Annotated in this window: 14 protein-coding genes; 3 read left to right on the top strand and 11 right to left on the bottom strand. The window is 40.5% G+C overall.

Going from position 1 to position 14,484, the window contains the following annotated elements; translation table 11 throughout:
* From LC605_RS25610 to LC605_RS25585, 6 genes are all read right to left on the bottom strand, one after another.
* The coding region (locus tag LC605_RS25610) for a phospholipid carrier-dependent glycosyltransferase (RefSeq protein WP_229550314.1) at nucleotides 1–444 on the bottom strand (444 nt) is incomplete at its 3' end.
* A gap of 51 nt (nucleotides 445–495) precedes the next feature.
* The gene (locus LC605_RS25605) at nucleotides 496–1,050 is read right to left on the bottom strand and encodes a GNAT family N-acetyltransferase (protein ID WP_229550313.1); all 555 of its coding nucleotides are present in this window, start codon (nucleotides 1,048–1,050) and stop codon (nucleotides 496–498) included.
* A gap of 147 nt (nucleotides 1,051–1,197) precedes the next feature.
* Entirely contained in the window at nucleotides 1,198–1,557 is a 360-nt protein-coding gene (locus LC605_RS25600; protein ID WP_229550312.1) for a XisI protein, read from the bottom strand.
* The gene (locus LC605_RS25595) at nucleotides 1,527–1,964 is read right to left on the bottom strand and encodes an element excision factor XisH family protein (RefSeq protein ID WP_229550311.1); all 438 of its coding nucleotides are present in this window, start codon (nucleotides 1,962–1,964) and stop codon (nucleotides 1,527–1,529) included. Before LC605_RS25595 ends, LC605_RS25600 begins: the two co-directional genes overlap by 31 nt.
* Nucleotides 1,965–1,976: 12 nt before the next feature.
* Nucleotides 1,977–5,642 (bottom strand): phosphoenolpyruvate synthase, encoded by a 3,666-nt coding sequence (gene ppsA / locus LC605_RS25590; protein ID WP_229550310.1) that lies wholly within the window; start codon nucleotides 5,640–5,642, stop codon nucleotides 1,977–1,979.
* A gap of 651 nt (nucleotides 5,643–6,293) precedes the next feature.
* On the bottom strand, nucleotides 6,294–6,923 hold the full coding sequence (locus LC605_RS25585; RefSeq protein WP_229550309.1) for a hypothetical protein: 630 nt from the start codon (nucleotides 6,921–6,923) through the stop codon (nucleotides 6,294–6,296).
* 140 nt (nucleotides 6,924–7,063) lie between these two features.
* On the opposite strand from LC605_RS25585, the gene LC605_RS25580 reads away from it, so the two are divergent.
* The 3 genes from LC605_RS25580 to LC605_RS25570 all read left to right on the top strand — a co-directional run bounded on the left by LC605_RS25580 (nucleotide 7,064) and on the right by LC605_RS25570 (nucleotide 9,658).
* On the top strand, nucleotides 7,064–7,495 hold the full coding sequence (locus tag LC605_RS25580) for a biotin carboxylase (protein WP_229550308.1): 432 nt from the start codon (nucleotides 7,064–7,066) through the stop codon (nucleotides 7,493–7,495).
* Nucleotides 7,496–8,003: 508 nt separating this feature from the next.
* Entirely contained in the window at nucleotides 8,004–8,987 is a 984-nt protein-coding gene (locus tag LC605_RS25575) for a DUF1517 domain-containing protein (RefSeq protein WP_229550307.1), read from the top strand.
* A 290-nt stretch (nucleotides 8,988–9,277) separates the two neighbouring features.
* On the top strand, nucleotides 9,278–9,658 hold the full coding sequence (locus LC605_RS25570; protein ID WP_229550306.1) for a calcium-binding protein: 381 nt from the start codon (nucleotides 9,278–9,280) through the stop codon (nucleotides 9,656–9,658).
* A 7-nt stretch (nucleotides 9,659–9,665) separates the two neighbouring features.
* Here the strand turns inward: LC605_RS25570 and LC605_RS25565 are convergent, their stop codons facing one another.
* The 5 genes from LC605_RS25565 to folB all read right to left on the bottom strand — a co-directional run bounded on the left by LC605_RS25565 (nucleotide 9,666) and on the right by folB (nucleotide 14,161).
* The gene (locus LC605_RS25565) at nucleotides 9,666–10,226 is read right to left on the bottom strand and encodes a sugar O-acetyltransferase (protein ID WP_229550305.1); all 561 of its coding nucleotides are present in this window, start codon (nucleotides 10,224–10,226) and stop codon (nucleotides 9,666–9,668) included.
* 551 nt (nucleotides 10,227–10,777) lie between these two features.
* Entirely contained in the window at nucleotides 10,778–11,185 is a 408-nt protein-coding gene (locus LC605_RS25560; RefSeq protein ID WP_229550304.1) for a type II toxin-antitoxin system VapC family toxin, read from the bottom strand.
* The gene (locus LC605_RS25555) at nucleotides 11,182–11,439 is read right to left on the bottom strand and encodes a hypothetical protein (protein ID WP_229550303.1); all 258 of its coding nucleotides are present in this window, start codon (nucleotides 11,437–11,439) and stop codon (nucleotides 11,182–11,184) included. The genes LC605_RS25560 and LC605_RS25555 overlap by 4 nt, the downstream gene beginning before the upstream one ends.
* Nucleotides 11,440–11,792: 353 nt before the next feature.
* Entirely contained in the window at nucleotides 11,793–13,076 is a 1,284-nt protein-coding gene (locus LC605_RS25550) for a diguanylate cyclase (RefSeq protein ID WP_229550302.1), read from the bottom strand.
* 716 nt (nucleotides 13,077–13,792) lie between these two features.
* Nucleotides 13,793–14,161, bottom strand: coding sequence for a dihydroneopterin aldolase (gene folB / locus LC605_RS25545; protein WP_229550301.1), 369 nt, complete (start codon nucleotides 14,159–14,161; stop codon nucleotides 13,793–13,795).
* Nucleotides 14,162–14,484: the final 323 nt, after the last annotated feature.

Genomic DNA, 14,484 nt, shown 5'->3' with positions numbered 1-14,484 from the left:
GATATAAATATTACTTAAAGCATAGCGAGACTCAACCAAAAACATCCCATCACAAGCTGTGAACAAACCTGCAAGCAAAGCAAAGCTACGACGATAACTCAACTGATAAGCGATCGCAGCCACAACTAAAGGGATAAATGAACCAGTGAGGGCATTTAACCATCGATAAGTCCAAGGCGATCGCAATGAACCTGTCAGTCCATTTACCGTATCGTGCCAAAAAGGAATGTGACTGCCAATCCAAATGCCGATGGCGATCATATATTGACTCAACGGCGGATGAGCATTAAAAAAAGGTGTATGCGTGAGATAATTATTACCAAATTTGGCAAAGTAAACTTCATCAAATACCAGAGTGTTGAATCGCTCCAGCCCCCAAAACCTCAAGGCAAGTGAGAAGATAAATATACCCAACAACCCAATTCGCAACCACTTTTTAGTCATTAATCATTAATCATTTATTATTGGGCATTGGACATTGGTTATTCCTATTTCCTACTCTCCATCTATTTTTACAGGTGCATTCAGTTGGAACAGGAGGAGTTCAATACCGTAATACTTGTTTGTTCGCCCTATTGGTTTCATACCCAATCGTTCTGTTACACGAATTGAAGCATGATTTTCTGGCTTCACTACGGCATAAATTACTGGCAAGTTCAAAACACTAAATCCGTAGTTGAGCATAACTTGTCCTGCTTCTGTTGCATACCCTTGACCCCAGGAAGCTCGCCTCAAGTGCCAGCCTACCTCATAATCTTGAGTGGGTAAACTATCTTTGTCGGGCAATTGTTTAAGAAGGATAGTTCCCACAATTGTTGTAGTTTTCTTTTCGACAATTGCCCAAGATCCAGTACCATTGTTGCGTCGGCGCGATCGCTCGATGCCTTCAATCAAACGCTGACGCTGTGACTCAACGCTTGCGGCGCAAGAAGCTTTACCCAGAAAGTGCGTAACTTCAGGATCGCTATAAATTACAAAAGCTTGCTCGGCATCGCTTTCGGGTATCCAACTGCGAATAATCAAGCGTTTGGTTTGCAACAGGATTGTCATCTTGCTTTTGACTAAACTAAATCGCCATTCTGCAAAATAGTAAGATACTTATGGTTGAGTAGTCAAAAGTTTTGTAGACAATTACACAAATAAAATATGGCGATCGCTATGCTATAGGCAGTTATGCAGAAGTTTAACTACGGTTAGTTATGCGATCGCAAATTCTGAATCTTTCCGCAGTTCTTCAGACCGGAATCCCAATACAATCCGATCCTTCGGCACACCAGCCCTAACTAATTCCCTTGCTAACCCCTCTTCAGTGCCATCACGTTGAATCCAAATTTTGCCATCAATAATATCAACGTGAATTAGACAGCCGTGAACGCGGCGCGTTGCAGTTGGAGAGAGTTCTGGCACTGGTTCTCGACCAAGAATCATTACCAAATATCGATCCTGTTGTCGATCAAAGATAGTTTCATGCTGAATATTACCGTAAGAGTAAGGAATTTTCGTGTGTTCAGTAAGAATGCTGCAAATTATCTGCCTGTATTGTTCCAGAGTATCCATCGGACTATAACCTCTCGCTTTGGATTAAAAACGATCAGAGGAATTTTGTAGTCTTCCAATATAAGTTTACCAAGCGGCTCTTCCTCAAAAATATCAGTAAAAACATCCTCATGAACAGCAATATACAAAACCCTATCTGGATAATTGCGGGACATTACAGCAAGGTAAGTAAAGTACTGACCAATTGCCTGTTCTAGGTCTGCTACTTCTGAGTCGCCACTGAAGGTTTTGATTTCTACAGCAATCTTCTCTGTTCCTTTTTCTGCGATGAGCAACTTTTCGGCTGCCAAATCCACGTAAAGATCCTTTTTCCCCCACTTTAGATGAAAGGGATCGTCTGTAACAGTCCAGCCATCTTTAATTAGGGCATTCTTCAAGTTTTCGTGGTAACGGTCTCTAACTGGCATAAATTACTCGAATTACGAATTAGTACCTTCAACTTTTGCCACTTCCAGCATTGTCTTTAAAACCGAATCTGGATTCAGACTAATCGAGTCAATTCCTTGTTCAACCAAAAACTGGGCAAATTCTGGATAGTCGCTGGGTGCTTGTCCACAAATGCCGATTTTGCGATCGCATTTTTTCGCCGCTTCTATGGCCATTTTTACCATTCGCTTCACACCCTGGCTGCGTTCATCAAATAACCGCGCCACTAATGCCGAATCCCTGTCTATTCCTAGTGTCAACTGGGTTAGGTCATTGGAACCAATTGAGAAACCATCAAATACTTCAGCAAACTCCTCAGCCATAATCACATTATTAGGCAACTCACACATCACATAAATCTGCAAGTCGTTAACACCCTGCTTTAAACCATTTTTTGCCATCTCTGCCAAAACTAAACGTCCCTCATCAGGAGTACGACAAAAAGGAATCATCGGGATCACATTCGTCAAACCCATTTGTTCTCGTACCCGCTTGATGGCATGACATTCTAGAGCAAAAGCTTCTCTGTAGCCTTCATCATAGTAACGCGCCGCCCCCCGCCAACCTAGCATTGGGTTTTCTTCATTGGGTTCAAACTGTCGTCCACCTAATAAATTGGCGTATTCATTACTTTTGAAATCTGAGGTTCGGACAATCACTGGTTTAGGATAAAATGCCGCTGCAATTCTACCTATGCCTTGGGCTAATTTATCTACAAAATATTGTGGTTTATCGTCGTAAAGTTTGGTAATTTCAGCAATTTTAGCTTTGACAAATTCATCTTTTAATAAGTCATAGTGAATCAATGCCATTGGATGAATTTGAATTTGGTTAGCAATGATAAATTCTGTTCGCGCTAAACCTACGCCATCGTTGGGAATTGCAGATAAACTTAGTGCTTCTTGAGGATTACCAACATTCATTAAAATTTGAGTGCGGGTGCGCGGTAAGTTCTCTAAAGGAACTTCTTCAACTTCAAAAGGTAATAAGCCTGCATAAACTTTTCCCTCTTCCCCTTCAGCGCAAGAAATTGTTACCTCTTGACCAGGTTTTAAGATTTCTGTAGCATTGCCGCATCCCACGATCGCAGGTACACCCAATTCTCGCGCAATAATTGCTGCATGGCAATTACAGACAATCACTGGTGTATATTTGCTGGTGAATACAACATAGTTATGATGTTCGGCAACTGTAATATTGAACACATCATCATCATGAGTCTTTTCATCAACTGCAACCACCCGATGCATCCGAATATCGCCTGCAAGTAGGCGATTGAATTTGCCAATTTTATGTAGTTGTTTGTCAGAAATCAGGAAATTATTATCTCTTCTGAGTTTTATCTGTCCTGTGGCATTTTCATCAAATAGTTGTTTGGTAGCAAAGAAGCGTGTTTGTATTACTCTCTCGCTAACTTTCCCTTTAACCCTGTTGGTAAATTGCAATATTTCTGCTAATTTTTCAACCAACTGTACATTATGTATTCCTCGATTTTTGGTCACTTGAGGAACAGTACCTATTTTTAAACAAGCGATAATTATAGCTTGTAATAGCAGTTCTTCTGACGCATATATATGAATGCGATTATTAAAGTAACAACCATCTCCATCAATCACACCTGCCAGAAAATTATAAGCAAATTCCACAGAGTTATTGAGCAACATACTTACAATATTTTGCTCTTTTTCATGCAAATCATAGGCTATTTTTTTAGAGTAGAGTCTATAAGCTGTGGCTTGACCTACTACTAATTGACCTCTTATTGAGCCAGAAGATGCTTTTTTGAGATGAGTAACAAATGGTTTATCGTAAACTGTATTCATGCATTCCTGCATAGCTGCTATAAATTGCTGCTTCGGCAAAGTATCCTTTTGGATAAACTGTACCTCTCCATGAGTACGGCTTCTATAAATAGAACCATCTGTGAATATACCCCCTAATAAATAAGCCATCTTGATATTCTCTTTTTCGGGTACACCCAACTGCGGAATATTCTCTGCTACTACCACCATTTCTTGGGCTGCAAGCATATCTTGAATTTCCGTTTTTAGATATTCACCACCTCTGATATTAATCATTTTGTGATCTGGAGTCAGGCGCAAGCAGTTGTCATTAACTCTACCTGTTTGAGAAACGCTGACACTAATCATTTTTGATTGTCTTTTCATGGAATCAAGAATTGGTTGCCACTCTATTTTGTTTTTCTGGGTATTTAATGATAGAGTTAGCAAACCTTCATAACCTTGCTCATAAATCTGACGCAAGGTCATAAACCCTTTATTGGTTAATATTTTGGTTTCGCCATCAAAGCAGGTTCTACCCCCAGAATTGGTGACAATTGCACTGGCGCGTTTCATAATTGGTTCCCAATCGGGGTCAGTTCTCTCTGTCACCAAAACTTCGCCAACTTGAAACTGTTCGAGTTTCTGAACATCTAAAATTAGACGTGCTTTACCTTGACTAATAGCTTCTCCAATTGCACTTCCCGTAACCAGGGGAATTGGAGATTGGGAATCATGGAGTGAAGAGTGGGAAGATTTTTCCCCATTCCCCAATAGCAACCGATAACTTCGTAGCAGATTTCCTGTTTTCTGCGACTGGACGGTTTCGGGACGCGCTTGCACAATAAAAAGTTGATTAGTAATGCCATCTTTTGCCCACTCGATATCCATTGGAGTGGAAATGCCGTGGACTTGGGAATAATGGTCTTCAATTAAGCACGCCCAACTTGCTAGTTGTAAAATCTCTTGATCACTCAGAGCAAATTTACCTCTTTCACTGGCTGAAACTGAAACATTTTTCGTCAATTTGGAACCGTCATCATAAATCATTTTCAGTTCTTTGCTGCCCAATTTTTTATCGATAATTGGGCGGAAACCAGCTTTTAAAGTTGGTTTAAAAACATAATATTCATCAGGATTTACAGATCCCTGAACAACGTTTTCACCTAAACCGTAGGCGGCTGTAATTAGTGCTGCATCCTTAAATCCGGTTTCTGTATCAATGGAGAACATTACCCCAGACGTTGCTAAGTCAGAGCGTACCATTTTCTGTACGCCCACAGCTAGAGCAATGCTAAAGTGATCAAATCCCTTGGTGTGGCGATAAGAAATGGCGCGATCGGTAAATATGGAAGCAAAGCATTTATGACAAGCTGCTAAAACTCCTTCGACACCGACAACGTTGAGGTAAGTTTCTTGCTGTCCGGCAAAACTAGCATCGGGTAGGTCTTCAGCAGTGGCACTGGAACGGACTGCCACATCTGTCTCTGCATGGTATTGTTCACAGAGACTGTGGTATGCTGTGGCGATCGCCTCTCGCAATTCTACAGGAAATGGAGTGTGAATTAATAGCGATCGCGCTTTTTTTCCCCGTTCTCGTAAATTTTTGACGTCCTCAACATCTAAATCTGCAAAGAGTTGGCGTAGCTTTGGTTCTAACCGGGCTGATTGGACGAAATAACGATAAGCGTAAGCAGTGGTAGCGAATCCGGTAGGAACGTTAATGCCTTTGGGCGTTAGCTGTTGAATCATTTCCCCTAGTGAGGCATTTTTACCACCAACTACAGGGATGTCAGCAATACCAACTTCATCAAACCACAGAATCAGCGATCGCTCTTGGGCAGATGGAGATAAAGTGCTTTTAGATACTGTAGCCATCAATATTACCTTTTAATTTTATACTCAATTTTTTAGTATATTTTTCCCATATTCAATTTCAGATTAGACATCTGGCGAAATTAAATATGCCTTACCCAGAACCCTTGTCTTGACGTAGCACTGCTACGTCTCTACTTTTTCACTCCTATGTCTGTTGTGCAGCCAGTGAGCTAATTTGAGATTGTGTAAGTAAGTTGGCGCAATTAAAGTTAACTGGCTAAGGCTGTCATAAGTCAATTGGTCATTTGTCATTAGTAAAGGTTTTAAGCTTATTTACGTTTCGTAACATACTTGACTTTTTTGCACCAATGTACTTAATTAAATTGCAACCTCTAGTTTATAAATAACAATTATTCGAGATCATCTTTGTCATTGGTCATTAGTAAAGATTTTAAGCCTATTTACGTTTCGTAATATACTTTGATTTTTTCGCGCCAAGTTACTTATCATGCAATACACTTGGGTTAAGCATTTCCTCCTTCTCTCTGTGTTCTCTGCGCCTGGAGTGGTAGCCTGCGGCAAGCCGCAACTCTTACCAGACGCACTCGCGTTTGCGTCTACGTAAAAAAAAGAGTTTCAGCCCTTTTGTGAACCGTATTGACTTATCATCAATCAAAGGTTTTTGGCTTGGACATTGTTCAATCCTCACTCTTACTGAGGCCAGCGCCAGTTATAGCGATTCCATTCATAAATTCCTTGAATTTCATACTCAGCGCCGTTGAAGAAGCGGACAACGCAATTAGTAGAAGAATCATTGCCTAGGCGTAGCCCGTCGTAGACATCGCTAATTTCCTCAATGTGAATCACCATACAGGGAAACCATTCGCGCTGACAAGGGCCATCTTCTTGCACCCATTCCCATAGTGCATTAGAAACTTCAATGCGATCGCCTACTCTCAGCTTTAGTGCATCCTCAAAATAAGAATACTTATCAAAATGATATGATTCAACACGATTGAGCCACTGTAAACCATAGCGTTTGCGAATAAATTGTACTGTTCCAGAGTCATTTTCCAGCAACCAGTCATTGAGTAATTGCACTTTCCAGGTGCGGTTGCGTTGTTCTTCATCCTTAACAAACTGTAAAAATGCTTCTAATTCCTCTGGGGTAAGTTCGTCTAAGGGATTAGCAATATTAGACATCCCAGAGGTAGAATTTCCCTGAATTTGCTCGACCACTTGCAGTAATATCTGTTTCTGCGTGTCAGTGAGAGGACAGCTTACTGCATCACAACGGTTAAAGGCTGCAAGTATAGCTGCTTCAATCTCATCTGGAGTCATAAGTTAATAGCAATTGAGGGTTTATTTCCCTAATTATTACAAATGTGAAATTAAAGTCTCCAATCACCCCGTACTGAAATTCAGGTAAGCTGAGGTTGTAAGTTATATATTGTTTGTTAAATTAAGTCACGGGGTCTTTTATGCAGTTGCGCTCACTCACGGTCGTTTTTATTTCCTGTCTCATCACCTTTCTATCGTGGGCGATCGCTCCCACAGCTGTAGCCCTGACGCAGATTAAACTATTTGATGTCTCCTATAAAGATTGTCCCCCAGAATTAGCACAAGGGGCTGTTATCAGTAGTGGTAGCGCAGCTGCCAATTGTTTTATTGTCATTGGCAAAGCCGAAAATGGCACTAATAAAACAGTCTACGACGCAGATATTTTTGGACGCATCTATGATGCTAATAATGACTCGGTGATGCAAAACCGCACTCGCTTAGGTTCGATTGTCGAGGTGCCACCAGGCATTAGTGATTTTGAATTGAGGATTTCTGTACCCGCGAATCAGCCGACTCCGTTGAAGCTAAAGCAGTTCAAGGCTGCTGGGTTTAGCGGTCAAGTGCGCAGGTAATAAAAATAATTCGTAATTCGTAATTCGTAATTCGTAATTGAATTAAAACAGACACTTCGGGGTGGGGTTTTTATCTACCTCGAAATACAAGGAATTTTTTGCCCACAAGGGACAAGGTTTTGAACCTTTAGTTTTTTTATAAAAATAATTCGTAGAGGGGCAATTACAGGCTTACCAAAAATTAAAATCGTCTGTATAATTCAAAACTGTAGCCTAAAAGTGCTAATCCCAGACGTAGCAACAATTACTCCTAGGCGTAGCCCGTCGTAGACATCGCAAATTTCTGTGTGAAGCATAGATATCTTCAGGTACGGTTCCCCAGTCGAGAAATCCCCCCTGCGATCGCTACTTACCCAAGATAAGACGCGGTAAATTGAATATGTAGCCTTTAAAAGTAAATGCTACAAACTCGGTTGCTTGTTACGGGCTGGCGTTAGCGACAGATCGCAACACTCCTACCAGCATGGGGAGAATTCATCAATAATTCCGTTTTCCAAGCGATTGTATTATGCGTAAAAAACTACAACAAACCATCAAACCCCTGTTAAAAACCTTCTTAGCTCTAAGCCTAGTATTAGCTTTGGCTCTTGGTCACGCCGATGGAGCATTAGCAGCCCGCAGTGGGGGTCGTATCGGCGGTGGCTCCTTTAGAGTACCTTCCAGCCGCACCTATACACCGCGCACCTACGCACCTCCTGGCGGGGGCGGATACTATCCTGGTGGTGGTTTTGGTGGTGGCTTTGGCTTTCCCTTTCTACTTCCCTTCTGGGGTATTGGGGGAGGATTTGGTGGTATATTTACCATCTTAATTTTCTTGGCGATCGCTAATTTCTTATTGCAAACTTTCCGCCGCGTCTCTAGCGGTGAAACTCCAGAAGCAGATTACAGCAGTAACTCTCCTGTTTCTGTAACTCGTTTGCAAGTAGGTTTGTTAGCTCAAGCCCGTGAATTGCAAAATGAACTCAACCACATTGCTGAAACTGCTGATACTAACACCCCAGAAGGCAGAGCAGAAATTCTCCAAGAAGCCAGCCTAGCTTTACTCCGCCATCCCGAATACTTTGTATATGCAGGTGGTGGTACTCAACAAGCCAGTTTGAATTCAGCTGAAGGTCAGTTTAATCGGCTGTCACTGGCAGAACGCAGCAAGTTTAGCGAAGAAACTCTTTCTAATGTCAACAACCAGCTAAGAGCAGCCCTTGCCAAAGATGCTTTACCCCCGGCTGGTGAACTCGATAATCCCACCCGCCTATTTACCGAAGGCCCTGGTGAATATATTATTGTCACCTTGCTGGCGGCGACACTAGGTAAATTTGAAATCCCCACAGCGATTAACAGTGCTGATGATTTGCGTCAAGCCTTGCGGCAAATTGGTAGTATTCCTAGCGATAAGCTTCTGGCGATTGAAGTTCTTTGGACTCCGCAAGCTGAAAATGATACTCTGACATCTGATGATGTGTTGGCAAATTATCCTGATTTGAGACTTGTTTAATCTCTAAAAAGTCTCGCATTTTAGCGCTAAGAAAAAATTTGCATCTTGGTGCAACAAATAAGTTCCCCCTTGAGGGCAATAACTAGAAAACCGCTTGTCAATGACAAGCGGTTTCTTGTAGAGTTGATAAGCTAATAGACATAGAAGTGAAAATGAATTGTTTTGACGTAGCAGTGCTACGTCTCTACAAGAGTTTCACGTAACGCATATTTAATTTCACCAGATGTCTAATGATTTTAGAAACATTTTGGTAGTATTATCAAAATGCATTATACGCAAAGTGTTATCTTATGCCTAGTGTTGAAGCCGACGAAAAGCGAGAGCATCGCATTAAAACAGAGATCATTGTAGATGCTGAAGACAAAGAAGACCGGGCTATGGGTTGGTACTATTATCTCGAAGAAACTTTGAATTTTCCCTTTCTGGCTAAATGGACTAAGAAGGGACGCAAATCAGGTTCTGTCGAGGAAAAACAAGTCGAAGTGCTGGGAATGGCCCCAGATGATGAGTGCTTAAAAGATATGTTTGTAGAAGTGGCTTATATTAATGGTAAGGATGATGATGTCTATTCTGCAAAATTATCTGAAATAGCAGCCATTGATGCTGACAGTGAAACTGAAGAAGCGATCGCAGACTGGCTCTATTGGATTGCTAGAGGGTATAAGTTTTGAATTAATTCTAAGACAAATACCGAATGACGCGGCAGGGATTGCCAGCAGCGACAACATTCTTTGGTATGTCTTTGACAACTACACTGCCAGCACCAATGGTTGTGTTATCACCAATGGTTACACCTGGACAAATAATTGCACTGCCACCAATCCAGACATTATTACCAATGTTAATTGGGGCAGCTAATTCTCTACCACAAAGACGAATTTCTGGCTCTGTTGGGTGATAAGCAGTATAAATTTGCACATAAGGAGCGCACAAGACATTTTCACCAATGTGAACTGTATTACAGTCTAAAATTACACAGCCATAGTTCATATATAATTTGTCGCCAGCGAAAATATTACTGCCATAATCACAGTGAAAAGGCGGCACAATGAATGCTTTCTGTCCTATTTTTCCAAATAATTCTTGCAAAATTTGCTGCCGTTGTTCTTGCTGTTCTTCAGTTGTAGAATTGTAACTTCGCAACAGACGACTAGCTCGCTTATTTTCGGCAGCCAATTCTGGATCTTCGGGCAGATATAATTCGCCTGCAAGCATTTTCTGTTTTTCGGTTTTTTCCATGAGTGACTTATGGGGCTTGTTGTGCATGATATATCTTAGTAGCGGCTAGAGTAGCATATTTCATGCATATCAAAACAACAAAAATATCCCCGACTTTTTGAAGAAGTCGGGGATCTGAATCTTTTGGTAGAGAGCAAGCAAAATATAGGAATCCGATTTGATTTTTGAACAAAATTAGGTATTTGTAGTATTTGTAGGGTGCGTTTCGCGTAACGCACCGAATCCTTAAGAATGGTGCCGTACTTTCTGCGCTAATACCAATTTTTTATGAAGCTGCATAGAATTCAATACAGTTCAGTTAAGCATTTCCTCCTTCTCTTTCTCTCTGTGTTCTCTGCGCCTCTGTGGTTCGTAAAAAAAAGAGTTTCAGCCCTTTTGTGAACTGTATTGGATCAAGATATGTGCAACTTCACATTAAATTGGTATAACGCACCCTACAAATACTTAATGTTGTTCAAAAATCAAACCGGATTCCTATATAAGTCCTATAAGATTGCTATAGTTGTGATAAAAATCAGATAACTCAGGTTAAAGTAATAACTACTGTAACGTCATAGAACAATTTCCCAATCCTCATATTGCAACCCTTCTATTCGGCTAAACTCTCCCACATTATGAGTTACCAACACCAAGTTATTAGCAATAGCAATTGAAGCAATTTGTAAATCATAAACTCCAATTGGTGTTCCCTTTTTATTCAAATCAGAACGAATATAACCACAAATATCTGCTGCTTGACCATCAAAAGGTAAGCTAACAAATTCATTAAAAAATATCTTTAAATTTTCTAAGTTTTTGTCTATATTATAACTTTTATAAGCTCCGTAATGAAGCTCAAACTTTACAATGTCACAAAGAAGAACATCATCTGGCGGTAGTAAATTTAAGCGATAAAAAACCGGATTATTACTAGAATTAAGATACCGGATGCAGGCATTAGTATCTAACAAATAACTCATAATAACGGCTCTCGTTCCTGTGCTTCTGGCTGAGGCTCTCTAACTAACAATTCCCCCTGCCAACTGCCACAAGTCTGCTCAAAAAAACCAGGCGACCAGTCCCTACTTTTAGATGTAATTCTAGGCGTATTTTCTGTTACATCTTCAAGGATAGATGTGATTTCTTCTTCTAAAGTCCGTTGATGACTCTGAGCAAGATGTTTGAGTTTTTCTATAACGATGGGATTGAGCGTTTTCAAGATAACTTGAGTCATATTAAGTAGGTTGGCGCAATTAAAGTTAACTGGCTAAGGCTGTCATTTGTCCTTTGTCATTGGTCATTAGTAAAGGCTTTAAGCTTATTTACGTTTCGTAACATACTTGACTTTTTTCGTGCCAATGTACTTAATCTCCTTAAAAATCAACCAACTCATCACTAATGAATTTCTCACAAATTCATCATACTCCTTGAAGTACGAATTGTGCCTAAATCCATACTTATTCTCATTTCTCCAAGTTTACTGACATCTAGACGCACGGCACTGTATTACTACAAAAGTTACTCTGTCTAGTTCTCAGACTTTTTATTACGTCGAACTCAAGTTGAAGTAGCAGCAGAAATTACTAATTAACTAAATATGGCATAAGTAGCTTTTCCCTGGCGTTTAGCTCGATACATAGCAATATCAGCATCCCGTAGCAGAGTTCCAGGCTCTTCATAATTACTAAAATTCCAAGTAATACCAATGCTAGCTGTAGTAGATAATTGATATCCATTGAGGTCAACTGGCAATCGTAAACAGTCTTGAATACGTTTGGCGACATTAGTAGCGTCGGTAATGTCTTTAATATCCTCCAAAAGAACAGTAAACTCATCACCACCAAATCGTGCTACACTATCGCCACCACGTAAGCATGACTCTAAACGTCTAGCGATCGCGACTAAAAAATCATCTCCTATTCCATGCCCAAAGCGATCGTTAATCTCTTTGAAGCCATCTAAATCCAAAAATAAAACTGCAAAATAATAATCGCTTTTGCGTTTGCTACGTTCAATGGTTTGTCTGAGCCGATCTAAAAATAAAACACGATTGGGTAATGCTGTTAGCCCATCATAAAACGCATTGCGGATCAGTTGGGTCTCTGTCTGCTTCCGTTTGGTGATATCTTGAAAAACTAAAACCGCGCCAGTAATATTGCCATTTTGATCACGGATCGGTGCAACATTATCCCCAATTGCTATTTCTTGGCCATCTTTGGTAATCAATGTACAGTTTTCTGGTAAATTTAAAACTTTACCTGCTTCCATTACATATATAGCTAAATTTTCAATTCTTTCTCCGACATCTTTGTCAACTAAGTTAACGACTTCTACTAAATCTTTACCCAAAGCTTCACTTTCCTTCCAACCAGTGATTAGTTCTGCTATGGGATTCATCATTTCAATACAACCATTTGCATATGTGACAATCACTGCACAGCCCATGCTGTTAATAATTGCCGCCAGCCTGTGTTTTTCTTCGTGTAATATCTTGTTGCTCTGATGTTTGTAGAAAGCCATTTCAATCGCAAAATGTAAATCACTTTCAATAAATGGTTTAACTATGTAACTAAAAGGCTCACTTAGCTGATTTTTATTTAATGTTTTATATTCCAAATGCTCCGTTACATATACTACAGGCACATGGAACTGATTCTGGATAATATTCCCTACGTGTACACCGTCAACTTCCCCAGCTAGGCAGATATCAATTAATACTAAATGTGGATGAGTTTCTGCTACCTTTTTTATTGCTTCTTCACCAGACTTTGTTATTTCTGAAACCGAATAACCTAATTTTTGTAAACTTTTTCTAATATTTGAGGGTAGGGTTTTTTCCTCCTCAACAACTAGGATTTTGCGGGTGAACATATTACAATCACCTGTTTGCTAAGGTTCAGATTTTTGGTGTCCGTGTCAACTCGATCTAAAAATCACTATTTTATCATAAACAATTTTTAACTACCTTGTCTTATTGCTTGATATAAATATTGACCAATAATCAAATGGCATCATGTTATTAACCTGTCTTGTCTTAAAAACCATTTAGAAAGTAAACCTTAAATTGTCGGGTGCGTTACGCGCTGCTTTAACGCGCCTGGAAATATGGTGCGTTACGGCTAAATTAGACTTTCTCAAACCCTTAAATTCCTACACACCCTACTTAATATTTACTTTATAAATAGGCTCTTAGAGGTTGTTTGAAAAGTGGTTAGCTGTGATTTTAGGCACTTATTGATCCCCTCAACCCCCCGATAAATTGGGGGGCAAAACCTTTCAAGGTCCCCCAATTTATCGGGGAGCCACTGCGGTCTTCTCCCAAGGGGAGAGGCTAGCGCCAAGGGAGAAGGGGAGACGCCAAAGGCGTTAGCGAGTCTGCGTTCGCTTTTAGCGTCTCGTAGAGAGCGTCTGGGGTCTCCCCAAGTGAAGCAAGTGGCGTGGATTGAGGGGGATCTAGAACGTTTTGCTACCAAGAATAGGACTCTAAAATGCCTGATAAATCAGGCAGATAGCTTTGATCCACAGGCTTTAAGCCGGAGGTTCTCAGCATAGGTACGATAGATATTGAGAAAAAACCACTTTGTGCTTTAGAAGTTGGACTTACTTTTAGTCAGTTCAATACTAATTTTGCCCCCAAAGTCTGGAATAGGCGGGGTAGGTTTGCTGAGAGTGACTTGGACTTTTGTTACACGATCGCACTCTTCGAGAATAGAATCTGCGATCGTTGTTACCAATTTCTCCACCAAAGCAAACTTAGACGTTTTCACTAGATGTTGTATCAAGCTAATGACGCTGCGATAATCTAAAGTGTCTTCGATCGCGTCAGTCTTGGCTGCTGTGGAGATATCCAACCATAACCTCACATCCACCTCAAACCATTGTCCTAGCACCTGTTCTTCTGGTAGATACCCAGTGTAGCCATAGCAGCGAATTCCCGTTAAATGAATGCAATCCATAAGAGTTTGAGAGCAAATTGTGCATTTTGTAGAAAGTGGAGCAAGTTTGCTTGGAGATTTTCTTTCCCAGATGGATTTTAAATTGAATTTACCTAGATAAAATCTAAAATTTAACGTGTCGCCCAAGTCCCCACCTTCAATGTACTCATAAGGTGGGGATAGGGAGCGGATGGCGACGATTCTACCCCACTCCCTAATCAATCGTCAGATTGATTAGGGAGTGGGGTGGATAAGGAGTCGTCAATCTTGGGACTAGGCAACCTGTCGATCCAGTCTTCAACCAACTGCGTAACTGTTTTTTCTTTGCTTTGTGCATAGATTTT

Origin of the sequence: Nostoc sp. CHAB 5836, from assembly GCF_020829445.1 — a bacterium.
GTDB lineage: Bacteria > Cyanobacteriota > Cyanobacteriia > Cyanobacteriales > Nostocaceae > Nostoc.
This window is presented reverse-complemented; position numbering and strand designations above follow the sequence as displayed.